Raw genomic sequence first — 16,357 nt, forward strand, 5'->3', positions numbered from 1 at the left:
GGATTTTTTATGGCTGAATACAAACATCCCCTGCGCGTGGGCGTGGGTGGCCCGGTCGGGTCGGGTAAAACCGCTCTGCTGGAATCCCTGTGCAAAGCGATGCGCGACACCTACCAGCTCGCCGTTGTGACTAACGATATCTACACCAAAGAGGATCAGCGCATCCTGACGGAAGCCGGGGCGCTGGAGCCGGATCGCATTGTCGGCGTGGAGACTGGCGGCTGCCCGCATACCGCGATCCGCGAGGATGCCTCCATGAATCTCGCCGCCGTTGAGGCCTTGAGCGAGAAGTTTGGCAATCTGGATCTGATTTTTGTTGAAAGCGGCGGCGATAACCTGAGCGCCACCTTTAGCCCGGAGCTGGCGGATCTGACGATCTATGTGATTGACGTTGCCGAGGGGGAAAAGATCCCGCGCAAAGGGGGGCCGGGGATCACCAAATCGGATTTCCTGGTGATCAATAAAACGGATCTGGCGCCGTACGTCGGGGCGTCTCTTGAGGTGATGGAGCGCGACACAAACCGGATGCGCGGTGAACGCCCGTGGACCTTTACCAACCTGAAAGCAGGCGACGGATTAGCGAAGATTATAGATTTTTTAGAAGTGAAAGGGATGCTGAAGGTTTAAGCGGGATTCGCAGGCATTGCAGGCCGCACATTTGTTGGCCCGGTGAGCGTTGCGCCACCGGGCAAGACAGACACTTACGCCGCAGGCAGCTCCGCCAGCGGCCAGCGTGGGCGCACAGAAACGCTCAAATCCGCCGTCGCGCCTGCTTTCGCACGCACCATGCCCGCGTAAGCGATCATCGCGCCGTTATCGGTGCAAAATTCCGGACGCGCGTAAAACACTTCGCCGCGACGTTTTTGCATCATCTCCGCCAGCTTCGCGCGCAGCGTACGGTTAGCGCTCACGCCCCCCGCCATCACCAGGCGCTTAAAGCCTGTCTGATCCAGCGCGCGTTTGCACTTGATCATCAGGGTATCCACCACCGCATCCTCGAAGGCGCGAGCGATGTCAGCGCGAGTCTGATCGTCATTTTCATTGTTGCGAATGGTATTCGCCGCAAACGTTTTCAGGCCTGAGAAGCTGAAGTCCAGCCCGGGGCGGTCGGTCATTGGACGCGGGAAAACAAAACGTTTTTCAACGCCCTGAGACGCCAGTTTCGACAACATTGGGCCACCCGGATAATCCAGGCCCAGCAGTTTGGCGGTTTTATCGAAAGCTTCACCGGCGGCGTCATCAATGGACTCGCCCAGCAGTTCGTACTCGCCAATACCGGTCACGCTGATCAACTGGGTATGACCGCCGGAAACCAGCAGCGCCACAAACGGAAACTCTGGCGGATTCTCTTCCAGCATCGGTGCCAGAAGGTGCCCTTCCATGTGGTGAACCGCAATCGCCGGAACATCCCACGCAAACGCCAGCGAACGCCCTACGGTGGCGCCAACCAGCAGCGCACCGACCAGACCCGGGCCTGCAGTATAGGCAACCGCATCGATATCTTTTGGGGTCAAACCGGACTCTTTCAGCGCCGCCTGAATCAGGGGAACTGTTTTACGCACGTGGTCGCGCGACGCCAGCTCCGGCACCACTCCGCCGTAATCAGCGTGTAATTTCACCTGACTATACAGTTGGTTGGCTAACAGACCTTTTTCGTCGTCGTAAATGGCGATGCCGGTTTCATCGCAGGATGTTTCAATACCCAGTACACGCATGGCTTAATTTACCTCTTTTCTGTACCGCGCAGTGTAGGGCGAATGCGGGTCGATGTATACCCTGAGGGGTGAGTTCGTGTATACTCTTACCCCTTACAAAAGTCCCGTTCAAAAACGGCATTGGTGCTTTACAAAGCAGCATGAGTTGCAGTAAAATTCCGCACCATTTTGAAATAAGCTGGCGCCGATGCCAGCGGCAAACCGAATTTATCAAAGGTGAGAGTTACATGCCGGTAATTAAAGTACGTGAAAACGAGCCGTTCGACGTAGCACTGCGTCGCTTCAAGCGTTCATGCGAGAAAGCAGGTGTTCTGGCGGAAGTTCGTCGTCGTGAGTTCTATGAAAAACCGACTACCGAACGTAAACGCGCTAAAGCTTCTGCTGTGAAACGTCACGCGAAGAAACTGGCTCGCGAAAACGCACGCCGTACTCGTCTGTACTAATCTGTTGAGGGCATACGCCCTCAATGGTCAGACTGAGTTATAGTCGTAAGGCCGTGCTTCCGGAAGGAATGCGCGGCTTATTTTCGTTTATGCGTTAGCAAATACACAAAATCATTCAAGACGCATCACGGCGGCAAGGGAGTGAATCCTCAGCGCTTACATCAGTAAGTGACAGGGTTAACGAGCGCAGCCAACGCAGAAGCAGCTTGAGGGATAAGGTGTAATTTTACGGGGCCTATGGCTGGACGAATTCCACGCGTATTTATCAATGACCTGCTGGCCAGAACCGACATCGTCGATCTTATCGACGCGCGGGTAAAGCTCAAAAAGCAGGGCAAGAACTACCATGCGTGCTGTCCGTTCCATAACGAAAAAACCCCCTCTTTCACCGTAAACGGTGAAAAACAGTTTTACCACTGCTTTGGCTGTGGCGCCCACGGGAATGCTGTCGATTTCCTGATGAACTACGACAAACTCGAGTTCGTGGAAACCGTCGAAGAACTGGCGGCGATGCACAACCTTGAAGTGCCTTACGAAGCAGGCAGCGGTCCGAGTCAGATAGAACGCCATCAACGACAAACGCTTTACCAGCTGATGGACGGTCTGAATTCGTTTTACCAACAGTCTCTTAAGCAACATGCAGCTGAACCTGCGCGTCAGTATCTGACACAGCGCGGATTGAGCGACGATGTGATTGCGCGTTTCGCTATTGGTTACGCCCCGCCCGGCTGGGACAACGTATTAAAGCGTTTTGGTGGCAATAGCGAAGATCGTAAATCTCTGATCGATGCCGGCATGCTGGTGACAAACGATCAGGGACGAAGCTATGACCGTTTCCGCGAGCGGGTGATGTTCCCCATTCGCGACAAACGAGGCCGGGTAATTGGTTTTGGTGGACGCGTGCTGGGTGACGGCATGCCGAAATACCTCAACTCCCCGGAAACCGATATTTTCCACAAAGGTCGCCAGCTGTATGGCCTTTATGAAGCCCAGCAGGATAACGCTGAACCCCGGCGTTTACTGGTGGTCGAAGGCTATATGGACGTGGTCGCGCTGGCGCAGTACGACATCAACTACGCGGTTGCGTCGTTGGGAACGTCCACCACCGCCGACCACATTCAGCTCCTGTTCCGGGCGACGAACAATGTCATCTGTTGTTATGACGGTGACCGTGCCGGACGCGATGCCGCCTGGCGTGCGCTGGAAACTGCACTACCTTATATGACCGACGGGCGCCAGCTGCGCTTTATGTTCCTGCCCGACGGTGAAGACCCGGATACGCTGGTGCGTAAAGAGGGCAAAGCGGCGTTTGAAGCGCGGATGGAGCAGGCTCAGCCACTCTCCACGTTTCTGTTTAACAGCCTGATGCCGCAGGTGGATTTGAGCACACCAGACGGACGCGCCCAGCTGAGCACGCTGGCACTGCCGCTGATTTCTCAGGTTCCGGGAGAAACGCTGCGCATTTACCTGCGCCAGGAGCTCGGCAACAAGCTCGGCATTCTGGATGACAGTCAGCTTGAACGTTTAATGCCTAAACTGGCTGAAAGCGGTGCGGTTCGCCCCGCGCCACAGCTAAAACGCACAACCATGCGTATACTGATAGGGTTACTGGTGCAAAACCCTGAGCTGGCGCCGCAAGTCCCGCCGCTCGCGGGGTTGAACCATGAAAAGCTGCCAGGACTTGGCTTATTTTCAGAACTGGTCAACACGTGTCTGTCGCAACCAGGTCTGACTACCGGCCAACTGTTAGAGCACTATCGCGGCACAAAAGAGGCCGCCACCCTTGAAAAACTGTCGATGTGGGACGATATAGCTGATAAGGACATTGCAGAAAAAACGTTCACCGACTCACTCAACCATATGTTTGATTCGATGCTTGAACTGCGCCAGGAAGAGCTGATTGCTCGCGAGCGTACACATGGCTTAAGCAGCGAAGAGCGCCGGGAACTCTGGATGTTAAATCAGGAACTGGCAAAGAAATAAACGGAACAAAAACCGTTCACGTTGTATCAAAGCAGAGACAACGTGAAGGATGCAGCATTTAACGGCTTAAGTGCCGAATATCGATCGGGAAGCCCCCGGCAGCCGCACTGAGAGGCAGCGGCAAAAATATAAGTACGCCCTCGCTTCAAAGGTTGGCAGCGACACCGCCGACACCAATTAAACGAATTAAGTGTGGATACCGTCTTATGGAGCAAAACCCGCAGTCACAGCTGAAACTTCTTGTCCAACGTGGTAAGGAGCAAGGCTATCTGACCTATGCCGAGGTCAATGACCATCTGCCGGAAGATATCGTCGATTCAGATCAAATCGAAGACATCATCCAAATGATCAACGACATGGGCATTCAGGTGATGGAAGAAGCACCGGATGCCGATGATCTGTTGCTGGCTGAAAACTCCAACAACACCGACGAAGATGCAGAAGAAGCCGCTGCACAGGTGTTGTCCAGCGTTGAGTCTGAAATCGGGCGTACCACTGACCCGGTGCGCATGTACATGCGCGAAATGGGCACCGTTGAACTGTTGACCCGCGAAGGCGAAATCGACATCGCGAAACGCATCGAAGATGGGATCAACCAGGTTCAGTGCTCCGTTGCCGAATACCCTGAAGCGATCACCTATCTGCTTGAGCAGTACGATCGCGTCGAAGCCGAAGAAGCGCGTCTTTCTGACCTGATCACCGGTTTTGTCGATCCGAATGCTGAAGAAGATCTGGCGCCAACCGCGACCCACGTCGGTTCTGAACTGTCTCAGGAAGAGATGGATGATGACGAAGACGAAGAGGAAGAAGACGGCGACGATGACAGCAGCGATGACGACAACAGCATCGATCCTGAGCTGGCGCGCGAGAAGTTTGGCGAACTGCGTACCCAGTACGAACTGGCTCGCGACACCATCAAAGCCAAAGGTCGCAGCCATGCCGCCGCTCAGGCCGAGATTCAGAAACTGTCTGAAGTTTTCAAACAGTTCCGCCTGGTGCCGAAACAGTTCGACTACCTGGTGAACAGCATGCGCGTCATGATGGACCGCGTTCGTACTCAAGAACGTATCATCATGAAGCTGTGCGTTGAACAGTGCAAAATGCCGAAAAAGAACTTCATCACCCTGTTCACCGGCAACGAAACCAGCGAAACCTGGTTCAACGCGGCTATCGCGATGAACAAACCCTGGTCTGAAAAACTGCACGACGTGGCTGATGATGTTCAGCGCGGCCTGCAGAAACTGCGTCAAATCGAAGAAGAGACCGGCCTGACTATCGAGCAGGTTAAAGATATCAACCGTCGCATGTCCATCGGCGAAGCGAAAGCCCGCCGTGCGAAAAAAGAGATGGTTGAAGCTAACTTACGTCTGGTTATTTCTATCGCGAAGAAATACACCAACCGTGGTCTGCAGTTCCTGGATCTGATCCAGGAAGGTAACATCGGTCTGATGAAAGCGGTTGATAAGTTTGAATATCGTCGCGGTTACAAATTCTCCACCTACGCAACCTGGTGGATCCGTCAGGCGATCACCCGCTCTATCGCGGATCAGGCGCGCACCATCCGTATTCCGGTGCATATGATTGAGACGATCAACAAACTCAATCGTATCTCCCGTCAGATGCTGCAAGAGATGGGCCGCGAACCGACGCCAGAAGAGCTGGCTGAGCGCATGCTGATGCCAGAAGACAAGATCCGTAAAGTGCTGAAAATTGCCAAAGAGCCTATCTCCATGGAAACGCCAATCGGCGACGATGAAGATTCGCATCTGGGTGATTTCATCGAGGATACCACCCTCGAGCTGCCGCTGGACTCTGCGACTACCGAGAGCCTGCGTGCTGCCACTCACGACGTTCTTGCGGGCCTCACCGCGCGTGAAGCGAAAGTCCTGCGTATGCGTTTCGGTATCGATATGAATACCGACCACACGCTGGAAGAAGTGGGTAAACAGTTCGACGTTACCCGCGAACGTATTCGCCAGATCGAAGCGAAGGCCCTGCGCAAACTGCGCCACCCGAGCCGTTCTGAAGTTCTGCGTAGCTTCCTCGACGATTAATCGGCCCTGAAAAGTAAAAAGCTCCCAACCGGGAGCTTTTTTTTCATCTTTTTTCAGCACAGCAGAACCACAACCCCCTAGCGCCCTCGCACCATCAACGCCTCATCGAGTTCGCGATAGGCTTCGACCAGCTTGTCGAGCGTCGCCCTGTTTAGCCCACTCGGATTTGGCAGCACCCACACCTGCGTCATGCCAATCGTAATCCTCTGTTTTCCCCACTGCGCACCGCGCTGGCTAAAGGCCTGCTCGTACGCCTGCTTGCCAAGGATCGCTAGCGCCGAAGGCTGGTAATCTTCTATTTTCTTCACCAGTTCCCGCCCGCCGCTGCGCAGCTCATGCAGATTCACCTCTGTAGCCTGGACTGTCGGGCGCTCCACCAGCATGGTAATCCCGCAGCGGGTATCCAGCAGATGCTGCTCCTCTTCAGGCTTGAGCAGCCGATCGGTGAATCCTGACTGATGAATGACCTTCCAGAAACGATTTCCCGGATGGGCGAAGTGAAAACCCGTATGGGCGGAGGACTTGCCTGGGTTGATCCCGCAGAACACCACCCGCAGCCCCGGTGCCAGAATATCGTTGATCATCTCACTCCCCAATGAATGTATCTTGTAGTTAGTATAAAGGATTGATAATGCGTTGTTTATAAAAACAGCAGGCAGGAGGGAATGGCTGGATTGCAGCAGGGAGTTACTTTATAATTCACCGCCACGGCCCCTTAGCTCAGTGGTTAGAGCAGGCGACTCATAATCGCTTGGTCGCTGGTTCAAGTCCAGCAGGGGCCACCAAATTTAAGCAGTAAATACATACAGTTAGGCCACTTCCGCGAGTGGCCTTTTTGTTATCTATCAGCCGTGTGTCGCAAAAGTGTCGCAGCAGTAAAAATCCTTCCATCGCATAAGCTCTTTTTTTAGCGCCCTAAAAAACAAGAAACCCGCACAAGGCGGGTTTCGGTTACATCCACAATTGTCTCTGACCACTAGATGACGGATGGGGTGGTACTGGAGTGATATCACCGGGAGTGACAATAAATCGCTCAATTGACTCCATTGTGACAAACGTACAACTGCAATTTATGTTTGTACATTGGTGGTATCGCTCTTTGGTATTCTCGCTAAGGTAGCGACTGGTTCGCGCATGTGCCGCGTACTGACATTTTGGGCAATGGAACATGAACACCTCGAATTCTCAAAAAGAGAAACAATAATACCTAAAATTCTCTTTTTGCGAAATCAATTTAATCGAGATCTTCAGCCAAGTATTCAACATCTGAAATCTTCACCTCAAGCTCTAAGCCCGTCGTGTAGCCGTTCCCGTTGAGGTTATGCACCACCCGGCTGATTATCCACGCCTGCTCGTCTATAACGCGCTTAAAGCCTTTCACCGCAACCGGCGTTTCAGGAAATAAATCTGCCCGCCCAGTGGCGAGCGTAATCGAAAACTCCGCCACCCCGCGCTGCAATTTATCCCACTTCGCCTGAGCCGCGCGCATCGCCTGCGCCTTTGAAGCAAAAATGGTCGTGAGCTCCAGCACGTTGTCAGACTCACCGGCCATATACTCCCCCTCTCGCGCCTCCTGCTCCTTTTTCACCTGGCTCTTTGCCGGTGCTTTGACGGCTTTCGGGTGTTGCAGCGCGCGCAGGTGTTTCTCTTTCGGTTTGCGTTTCAGCTTCACCTTTTGCTTTTGCGGTTTCGGGTCTTTGGTATGCAGCCATTTCGCCGTCACGCCGGAGTACGCCTCCCGGTCAGCAATAGCGAACTGATGCCGGTCGCCGTCGCCACGTTCGACGGTCATTTGCGGGATAGACCTGCCGCTGGCCGTCATCGCGCTACCGGCTTTCAGGAATAACAGTTTCCCGTATTTCATCGAGACCGATGCGCCGTTACGCTCCGCCAGCCTCGCCATAAACGCCGCGTCGGATTCCTGCGACTGGTCGATATGCGGCACGGCGATCGCTTTCAGGGTCTCAGCGACGTAGGCCGTGAGTTTGTTACGCTGCGCGATGGTATCGACAATTACCCCGAGCGTGGTGTCATGCCATGACTGCTCGCGGCGTGAATTCAGCGTCCCGCGAAAATCTGCGCTGCGCCCCCGGATGGTCAGCGTATCGGGCGCGCCCCGGTGCTCGATTTCATCGACTGTAAAGCTCCCCTTGTTCAGCAAGGCCGAGCCCTCCCAGCCTAACCACAACGTCAGCGATGCGCCGCGCGGCGGCAGCTCGACCAGTCCGTCAGCATCATCGAGCTCGATATCGAGCTGGTCAGCCTCGAATCCGCGATTGTCGGTCATGGTCAGACTGATGAGCCGGTCGCTGAAATTCTGCGTAATATCCGCGCCATCGAGCGTGAGCATATACCCAGGCGCTATCTTCGCCCCGGCCTGTACGTTCATTCCCGTTATCATCCCGCCAGCCCTCCGAGCAAGTTACCGGAAGACGTGACCAGATTGTCGGCCTGCGTTTTCAGGTCGCCATAAATGGCCGCGACAGAATCATCGACGCGTTTCAGCGACAGGCTAAAGTCGATTTTGCGCGCCTGGCCATCGCTGAAAAACTCGGTGTGCGTATGGGTTACTTTCTCGATGACATACATCCCGAGGATTAGACCCGTCCCGTCAATCAGCGGCCACGCGCGCCCCTCGTTCGCCATCAGTTCGACCGCCGTCAGCGACAGGCGACCGCCGGTGATTTCAGGGTAAAGCGTGCCTGACAGGGTGCGGGAGGTTTCCCCCTCCCCGAGAAACTGATACGCCGGTGACTTGCCGATGCGGTCATTAGACGCCCAGCGGTAATCCTTCGAATACTGCATAGACTGATACGGCAGGGTATGCCGTTCAAACACAAAAAAGCCCAGCACCATTAGCATGTGTTTCCCTCCCTTAATCGTGTCTCATGCTGGAGCGCTGGCGTGCCCGTTTTTCACGGTCGACTTTTTCGACGGCCTCGCGTAGCTGGCGGTCGAGGTCACTGCCCGGCGCTGCCCCACCCTGCAGGTTAAAGTGGTACTCGCTTTTGCTCTGGTCGATATAGGACTGCCCGGCAGAGGCCGTCACTGGCCGGTAAGCCTGATAACCACCATACCCTGCGGTCTGCGGGATGTACCCGCCACCCGGTGCAGCCTTGTCTGCTTTCGCCGCCGTCTGGTCAAGGTCGCTGGATTCCTTTTTCACCACCCCGAGCTTTTCCAGCAGCCAGCTGACTTTGCCGCTTATGCTGTTAAAGATATTGAGCGGTAACATCAGCGCATCCGCCAGCGCCTTACCAAAGGCCACCCCGACATTTTTGCAGCTGTCGAGCGTCTCCTGCGTGGCTTTCACTGGCTCAAGCAGGTCCTTAAACCACTTCCAGACGACACCGAGTTTTTCGGCGATGGTGTCAAACACCGGCGCGAGCGGGGCAAACATTTCCCCGACCGGCGCAAAGGCCGCTTTGAGCCCCTCCACCACACCCGAGAAAAAGGCGCTAATCGGCTCCCAGTATTTACGAATCAGCAGCGCACCCGCCACGACAGCCGCGACAACGGCCACCACCGGCAGAGTGATTGCACCAAGAGCTGCGACAATCGCGCTACCCACAGCCGAAAAAATCCCACCCAGCAGACCGGCAGCGGCGATGATGCCGTTAATCCCCGCGATGACCGGCCACGCAATCAGGCCAATCCCGCCCATCACGCCAATCAGCGCCAGCGCACCACCCACCACCACACCGATAGTGGTCGCCAGTCCCTTGTTTTTCGTTATCCAGCCATCGAGCCTGAGCACATACTGCGTGGCCGTCTGCGTCAGCTTACGCAGTGAACCCTCCTGCTGGTCAAAAAGGTCAGTGCCGACCGCCTCATACGCCGACTGGAACTCTTTAAAGTCGCCGCCGAGGTTGTCCTGCATCACCTTGACCAGTTCCTCCGTCTTGCCGTCCGAGGCTTTAAACGCAGCGGTAAGCTGGTCGAGTTTGCCGGTCGACGCGGCCGCCATTAGCACCGCTGCCGACGAGCTGGCTTCCTCACCGAAAATGGTTTTCATGTATTCGGCTTTTTGGCCGGTGCCGAGATTGTTCTTCTCAAAACTGCGCTGCATTTCTTTCAGGATGGAAAAGATCGGGCGCGTGTTTCCCTTGCTGTCAGACGTTTTAACCCCGAGCTCCTTGATGGCGTCATAGGCTTTACCGGTCGGTGCCTGCAGGCGACTCAGCACGGCACGGCTCCCCGTTCCCGCCATTGAGCCGGTGATTTTCGAGTCGTGTAATGCACCCACCATCGCAGCGGTTTCCTCGATACTCACCCCGGCATTTTTCGCCACCGGCGCGGCATACGTCAGCGCGTCGCTTAACCCGTCAAAATCGGCGGCGGTTTTGTTCATCGTCATCGAGAGCACGTCACCAATGTGTGCGACTTTGTCGTTGGAAAGCTGAAAGGCGGATTTCATCCCGGTCAGCAGCGCGGCGTTTTCTTCCATCGAGCGCTGATTCGACAGCGCCATATTCAGCGTGACCGGCGTCGCCGCCTGAATGGCCGCCGCATCGCCGCCACTTTTGGCAATGATGATTTGCGCACTGGCCGCGTCATCTGCAGAGGCGGCAGTATTGTCGCCGAGCTGTCGCGCCTGTTTGCGCAGCGCCTGCATTTCGGACGACTGTTTTTCGACACCCAGCACCGCCTGCAGCTCAGAGTTTTTCTGCGCAAAATCGAAGCCCGGCAGCATCAGTTTCACCCCGGCGAGCGTTCCTGTCGTGGCAATACCAACACCCGCAGCACCCGCAGCCGCCATACTTCCGGCCATCGATTTACCGGCCTGATATCGCGCTTTTACCTGGTTAAGCTTTGCCTGCTGCGCGCTGACTTTCGCCAGTGCCTCACGCTGACGGTTGAGCTGTGCGGTGGTCTCGCTGATGCGCGACTTAAGCCCACGTTCATCATTCGCCAGATTGCGGGTATTAATCCCCACCGCGCCGAGCTCGCGTTGCTGGCGTTTAATGGATTCGGTGAGGCTGTTGTATTTCGTCTGCAGCCCATCGGCGGCACGTTTAGCCGATTCGAGCACCTGCGCCTGCGCGCGTGTCGGGCGCTCGGTGTTTTTAAACTGAGTCGCAAGGGCCGCCGCCTCCTGCTTTGCCTTTTCCAGTGACTGACCGGTCACGGCAAGCTGTGCGCTGGCTTTCCTGAATCCGTCAATGCGGGATGCCTGCGCGTTAAGCTCGCGCAGGTTTTTCTGTGAATTGCGGATATCGCCAGACAGGGATTTACTGGCGTTCTGGATAGCCTTAAGCGGTCGGCTTGCCCGATCGACTGCGTTCAGCAGCACCTCAAGTCTGACGTTATTGCTCATGATGGTTTCCGCTACGTTGCAGCGCTTTCTCGCGCCACGTAAAGAGCTCGGTCACGCTCAGGGAATTCAGCTCTGATAGCGGCCAGTGAAAAACCACCGCGATATCCGCCATCAGGTCATCGACCGACAGGTTTTCGGGAAATTTTAGCGTTCCGAAACAGGAGACAAAAAACCGACCACCTTACCGGCGAGCGAAATCAGGTCGGACACATCCAGACGCGAGACCTCATGTTCAGTGAGTGACGGCCAGGTCATGCGCGGCAGTACCTTAATCAGAGCATCGACGTCAGACTGCGCCAGCGCCGCCAGCGACACACCGCGCAGGGTTCCCGCGTTCGGTTTGGTCAGGGTGATTTGCCCGATTTTCTGCTCGCCGCGCATCAGTGGCGTATCGAGGATCACAACGTTCGGGTTTTCGGTTTTGGTAACGTCGGTTTCTTTGGTGTTTTCCATGATATTTATCTCTTCAAAGTTAAGTGACCGGCCAGCCTTGCTGACCGGGTCAGGGATTACAGGCCAATCGCCCTGCGGTGCTCCGCCAGACGGTCGACGCCGTCGACTTTCAGCACCATGTTAATCACGTCAATCTCGATGACTTCTTTCCCGTCAATCGTGAGCTGGTAGTAGCTGCATTCGGTCGACATTTTGGTCGTCCCGCTTTCGCCCTGCTTGTTTTCGCCGCCGTCGTATTCTTTGTGACGACCACGCATCACCACCTCAACGGCAGAAATCGCGCCGGTGTCGTCGCGCTGATACGAGCCGGTAAAGCGCAGCGGTACGCTGTCAGCACCCGGCGAGGCGTACTGCGCCCACAGGTCAACGTCGGGCAGACCGCCGAGCGTCCACTCAAGCGACAGCGCGTCGTCATCGAGACCGAGATCAATCGATACCGAGCCCGGCATCCCGCCGCCGCGATACTTCTCAAATTTGCGGGTCAGCTTTGGCAGGGTGACGGATTCCACGACGCCCATGTAACTGAGGCCGTCATTGAACATGTTCAGATATTTAAGTTTGCGCGGTAATGCCATGCTTTCAGCTCCTTAGCTGTTGACCGAGTCCGACAGGTTCGCCAGATAGGTATCGGTGATACGCTGGCGCAGGGTCAGGTTTTCCAGCGGCGGGACGGGGGTGTAGTCGTAATCGATATACAGTTTCCCCACTTTCAGGGTCGCGGTGTCGTTCGACTCCGGGTCGTACCAGCAGGAGCCATCGACGATATAGCCGTTGTTTTTCAGCTCGCGGAATTTGGCATTGATACCGGCGACGATGTCGCGAATCAGCGTCGGGGTAATGGGTTTATCCATCGCCCACGCGTGCGCCTCCGCCATGGTGTCGGCCAGCACCTGCGCGGTACGGGTGTAGTTCTCAAACAGGAAAAGCGGGTCATCCGAGCAGGTGCGGTTTCCCCAGAACTTAAAGCCGTCGTTGCGAATAAGCGTGGTGACACCGGCCTGATTAAGCAGGTTGGCGTCGGTCGCTGGCTCCTGCAAATCCCATGAGACCGAGGCACTGACGCCGGTAACGCCATTCACGCCGACGTTTGACAGGGTTTTGTGCCAGCCGGTCGTCTGGTCGATTCTGGCACGCAGACCCAGCGCGCGCGCCGTCGCCCAGGCGGTGTCCGTCGCGTTCGCCGTCGTGTCCCACGCCAGAAAATCAGGGAAGATAACCATCAGCTCACGCTGGCTGAAATTCTCGCGATAATCGATGGCCTCGGAAATGGTTTTACAGTTCCACGCACTGATATAGCCAAAGGCGCGCAGGCTCTGACAGGTCGACGCGAGCGCGGTCGCCACTTCCTGCGAATCCAGCCCCGGCACGCCGAGAATACGCGGCTTAACGCCGGTGACGGTCTGGGCCGTCAGCAGCGCTTTCAGCCCGGTATATTTCCCGTTTTCGTCAGTCGTCCCGATGATGTTGGAAATAGTCTGTTTCTGCGCCGCGTCAGGGTCGTCGGGGTCGTCGACGCCTTCTGCCACGCGCACGACCACAATGACCGGTTTGCACTGGTCGGCGATGGCCTGCAGGGATTGTGAAAGCGTGCCCTGTTTACCGGCTTTACCGATAGCGGTTTGCACGCTGGTAATCAGCACCGGCTGATTGAGAGGGAAAACCGTCTCGTCAGCATCGCTGGCCGTGCAGACCATGCCGATGATGGCCGTTGAGACGGTGGAAATGGTGCGCACGCCATCATTAATCTCGATGACCTGCACGCCGTGATGATAGTCGCTCATCCGTTAAACTCCGTGGTGTAAGGGTGCAACTATTTTCTGTTGTGTACACGACTGGCGCGATGAAATGGCGTTGGAGGAGGGATAACACAACAAACAAAAAGCCCTCCGGGTGGAGGGCTCTGGTCATTCTGGTTTAACCGGCCAGTCAATATCTGGCGCGCTGGCGGGCTCTACCCGGCCTAACAGGACGCGGTATGTTTTCATCGCTGTCAGGAGCGCTAATTCTTCCTCTGTCGCAATCCCCAGCTCCACCGCATCCTGCAGCGGCGAGATAATCTGCGAGACCTCCGACAAAAGGCTTTGCTTCTTTGCCTCTGCACGTGCCACATGATCCACCGGCGCGGGGATGATTTTTTTGCCGTCATACATCCATTCGCCATCGATATTGAAACCTGCAGGCACGGATTTTTTCGTGACTTCCGCCACCGCCATATTGAACGGCCACAGCGCAGAAACATCGTAGTCCGCCGTGCGGATAATCCCGTCATCGGTAAAAGCAATTTTTAACTTAGTGGCTGAAAACAGGGACTGACTTGCGTACCAGTCTTTTCCGTCCTCATCTTGCAGATAAAGAATATTGTCAGCTTCTCTGACGACAGGCTCGTAAGCCGTGAGTGTTTTAAGTTCCATATTTACCCCGAAATGGTTCGCCATGCACCGTTAATATTAATTTGCATCGGTTTGTACTGAATAGTGTCATCAACCGGCGCATCACCTTCGACATACCAGCCCGTAAACGCGCACCCGCCCGGAACGTAATTCCAGCCATTACGTTTAAGAACAATGGTGCCGGGACTACCCTGACGAACATCGATCACCGTTGCTGTTTTTAGCGGATAGCGCCCGTCACTTTCGGCTTTGGTATAGGCTCCGGTTTTAGCCATATAACCCGCATCAGATTGCGCTTTGGTGTAATAACGTGAATCAAAGTTACCGTAATCAGATGGTACAAATTGACCAGACCCTGTGATGCCACCATTTACGGAAAGACCATGACCTAACGAAACTTTGCCCGATGCCACGCTCACCGAAAATGGGCGCAGGTTGTTATAACCGCCGTACTGATCCCCGGAATTAGTGAGCATCAGATAATGATTGTTACCGTCATTGCGCCAGAATACGCCGTAATTCCCATAGGCAATTCTGAAACTATTAGCGTTTGAACTTTGGATTTCACCCGTGGCTTTCATGGGGCCACTCACATTAACGGCCCGACCATTAGCCGTGGTTACAGAAATAGAACCATCTTCACCTAAAACTAATCCAGTTCCGCCCTTATAGTTAAAAAGCGAAACATGATAATTTGCGCCTCCCCGCCCCACATAAAATACGTTATCCCCGTTGTAATCCTTGCCCAGAAGATAAGTTGACTGACCATCAGCAAGCGGCCACAGCGCTACCGCTGCGCCATTGCCTTTAACAGCTATGCCTTTCTGGAATGTACCGCCCTGCGATGCCGAAACGGCATCCACATCCGTAGCGGAAGGCTTATTTTTATCGGTGTAAAAATATTGATAATCTTTTCCGGCTGCGCTTGCCCCATCCCAGCGAAACGCAATTTTCCCGTTGGGGTCTGAAGGGATAATCAAATGGCGGCTTTGCCTCACTGCGCCCCCATCCTGGTAAAGCGTAAACGTGTAGGCATAAGGACCACCCGCAATAGCATGCGTCCAGAATCCCGAAGGTAAATCCGCTGGAATATTGTCGTAATTGTTACTCGCTACGGCAGGCGTGCGGGGTGCCACACCTCCCAGCCCGTGCCAGCCCGTCACCGGTACTCGCCCGGCTGTCGTATCTGTCATCGACGTGACGACATCTGCTTTTGCCGCCGTTCCGAGGCTCTCCTTAACTTTGGTCAGGTCATCATTAACGGCCTTTACCGCCTTTGGGGTCGCCGCCAGCGCCTCAGAGGTGCTGTCGGTAGCGCTACTGAGCTGGACAATGCCTTTCTGCTTTGTGGTGGCGTCCTGAGCCGTATATTTTCCCTTTGCGAGGTCATACGCCGCCTTAACCGCGTTCGGCGTCGCTGCGAGCGCCTCAGACGTGCTGTCGGTCGCACTGCTTAACTGCGTGAACCCTTTTTCTTTCAGCGTGGCGTCAGGATGGCGGCGTGACTGCTCATGCTCCGCGAGCTTATCGTCGACATAATCCTGCGTCGCCATCACAAGCGTGGTATCGATGGACAGCTCGACCGTCTCAATATCGCTCACCATGATAACCATGCGCAGGGTCTGCGCGCGCCCTGACCCTTCCGCCAGCTCGGGCTTGTAGCTCTCCGCCATATTACCGACCGCAATCAGCGTGCCGGTGTCGTCGTAAAGCCCCATTTCACGCAGCCAGAAACCGCCGGTCTCTGGCGGAATCACCAGCTCCGCGACGACATAGTTTTTGTGCTTTTTGTCCTGGCTGATTTTATTCAGCGCATGACGCCAGACCTCATTGACCAGTTTTGTCTGACTGGCGTTCGGCTCGGGCAGTTTACCGCCGCCATCCCCGACGGCCATCGCCGCGAAATTCACTTTCTTGCCGTTCGGGACGCTCGCCGCCGCCAGCTTTTCCGCACCGGCTTTGGTGATAACGGTTTTATATTTTACTGTCATTGTGCTCTCAC

General features: G+C 55.4%; 16 protein-coding genes and 1 tRNA gene. 5 read left to right on the forward strand and 12 right to left on the reverse strand.

Translation table 11 applies throughout. The features are described from left to right. Positions 1-9: 9 nt before the first annotated feature. Positions 10-627: an urease accessory protein UreG gene (ureG, locus tag ABIE11_RS13560; protein WP_102104800.1), complete on the forward strand. Its 618-nt coding sequence runs from the start codon at positions 10-12 to the stop codon at positions 625-627. Positions 628-701: 74 nt separating this feature from the next. Here the strand turns inward: ureG and tsaD are convergent, their stop codons facing one another. After that, positions 702-1,715 (reverse strand): tRNA (adenosine(37)-N6)-threonylcarbamoyltransferase complex transferase subunit TsaD, encoded by a 1,014-nt coding sequence (tsaD, locus tag ABIE11_RS13565; RefSeq protein WP_100778874.1) that lies wholly within the window; start codon positions 1,713-1,715, stop codon positions 702-704. 227 nt (positions 1,716-1,942) lie between these two features. Between tsaD and rpsU the strand changes: the two genes are divergently transcribed. From rpsU to rpoD, 3 genes are all read left to right on the forward strand, one after another. Continuing rightward, positions 1,943-2,158, forward strand: coding sequence for a 30S ribosomal protein S21 (rpsU, locus tag ABIE11_RS13570; protein ID WP_001144069.1), 216 nt, complete (start codon positions 1,943-1,945; stop codon positions 2,156-2,158). A gap of 237 nt (positions 2,159-2,395) precedes the next feature. After that, positions 2,396-4,141 (forward strand): DNA primase, encoded by a 1,746-nt coding sequence (dnaG, locus tag ABIE11_RS13575; RefSeq protein ID WP_100778873.1) that lies wholly within the window; start codon positions 2,396-2,398, stop codon positions 4,139-4,141. Between the two features lie 206 nt (positions 4,142-4,347). Next, positions 4,348-6,195: an RNA polymerase sigma factor RpoD gene (rpoD, locus tag ABIE11_RS13580; RefSeq protein ID WP_100778872.1), complete on the forward strand. Its 1,848-nt coding sequence runs from the start codon at positions 4,348-4,350 to the stop codon at positions 6,193-6,195. 77 nt (positions 6,196-6,272) lie between these two features. Here rpoD and mug read toward each other — a convergent pair whose 3' ends face one another. Continuing rightward, the gene (gene mug / locus ABIE11_RS13585) at positions 6,273-6,779 is read right to left on the reverse strand and encodes a G/U mismatch-specific DNA glycosylase (protein ID WP_429184685.1); all 507 of its coding nucleotides are present in this window, start codon (positions 6,777-6,779) and stop codon (positions 6,273-6,275) included. A gap of 125 nt (positions 6,780-6,904) precedes the next feature. On the opposite strand from mug, the gene ABIE11_RS13590 reads away from it, so the two are divergent. After that, a tRNA-Ile gene (locus tag ABIE11_RS13590) sits at positions 6,905-6,980 on the forward strand. Positions 6,981-7,146: 166 nt separating this feature from the next. On the opposite strand, the gene ABIE11_RS13595 is transcribed toward ABIE11_RS13590, so the two are convergent. The 10 genes from ABIE11_RS13595 to ABIE11_RS13640 form a co-directional block, all read right to left on the reverse strand. Then, positions 7,147-7,365, reverse strand: a complete 219-nt coding sequence (locus tag ABIE11_RS13595) for a DNA-binding transcriptional regulator (protein WP_174348485.1) — start codon at positions 7,363-7,365, stop codon at positions 7,147-7,149. A 64-nt stretch (positions 7,366-7,429) separates the two neighbouring features. Further along, positions 7,430-8,596 (reverse strand): phage late control D family protein, encoded by a 1,167-nt coding sequence (locus tag ABIE11_RS13600; protein ID WP_429184686.1) that lies wholly within the window; start codon positions 8,594-8,596, stop codon positions 7,430-7,432. Further along, positions 8,593-9,057, reverse strand: a complete 465-nt coding sequence (locus ABIE11_RS13605) for a phage tail protein (protein WP_429184687.1) — start codon at positions 9,055-9,057, stop codon at positions 8,593-8,595. The genes ABIE11_RS13600 and ABIE11_RS13605 overlap by 4 nt, the downstream gene beginning before the upstream one ends. A 13-nt stretch (positions 9,058-9,070) precedes the next feature. Further along, the gene (locus ABIE11_RS13610) at positions 9,071-11,512 is read right to left on the reverse strand and encodes a phage tail tape measure protein (protein WP_429184688.1); all 2,442 of its coding nucleotides are present in this window, start codon (positions 11,510-11,512) and stop codon (positions 9,071-9,073) included. Next, positions 11,502-11,624, reverse strand: a complete 123-nt coding sequence (locus ABIE11_RS13615) for a GpE family phage tail protein (RefSeq protein WP_429184689.1) — start codon at positions 11,622-11,624, stop codon at positions 11,502-11,504. Before ABIE11_RS13615 ends, ABIE11_RS13610 begins: the two co-directional genes overlap by 11 nt. Positions 11,625-11,656: 32 nt before the next feature. Next, positions 11,657-11,965, reverse strand: coding sequence for a phage tail assembly protein (locus tag ABIE11_RS13620; protein WP_429184690.1), 309 nt, complete (start codon positions 11,963-11,965; stop codon positions 11,657-11,659). Between the two features lie 56 nt (positions 11,966-12,021). After that, on the reverse strand, positions 12,022-12,540 hold the full coding sequence (locus ABIE11_RS13625; protein ID WP_105475876.1) for a phage major tail tube protein: 519 nt from the start codon (positions 12,538-12,540) through the stop codon (positions 12,022-12,024). 12 nt (positions 12,541-12,552) lie between these two features. Beyond that, entirely contained in the window at positions 12,553-13,746 is a 1,194-nt protein-coding gene (locus ABIE11_RS13630) for a phage tail sheath protein (RefSeq protein WP_429184691.1), read from the reverse strand. 123 nt (positions 13,747-13,869) lie between these two features. Beyond that, positions 13,870-14,376: a tail fiber assembly protein gene (locus tag ABIE11_RS13635; protein ID WP_429184692.1), complete on the reverse strand. Its 507-nt coding sequence runs from the start codon at positions 14,374-14,376 to the stop codon at positions 13,870-13,872. Positions 14,377-14,378: 2 nt separating this feature from the next. Continuing rightward, entirely contained in the window at positions 14,379-16,346 is a 1,968-nt protein-coding gene (locus ABIE11_RS13640) for a phage tail protein (protein ID WP_429184693.1), read from the reverse strand. Positions 16,347-16,357 lie beyond the last annotated feature (11 nt).

This window comes from Lelliottia sp. 489 (genome assembly GCF_050435885.1).
Taxonomy (GTDB): Bacteria; Pseudomonadota; Gammaproteobacteria; order Enterobacterales; family Enterobacteriaceae; genus Enterobacter; species Enterobacter nimipressuralis.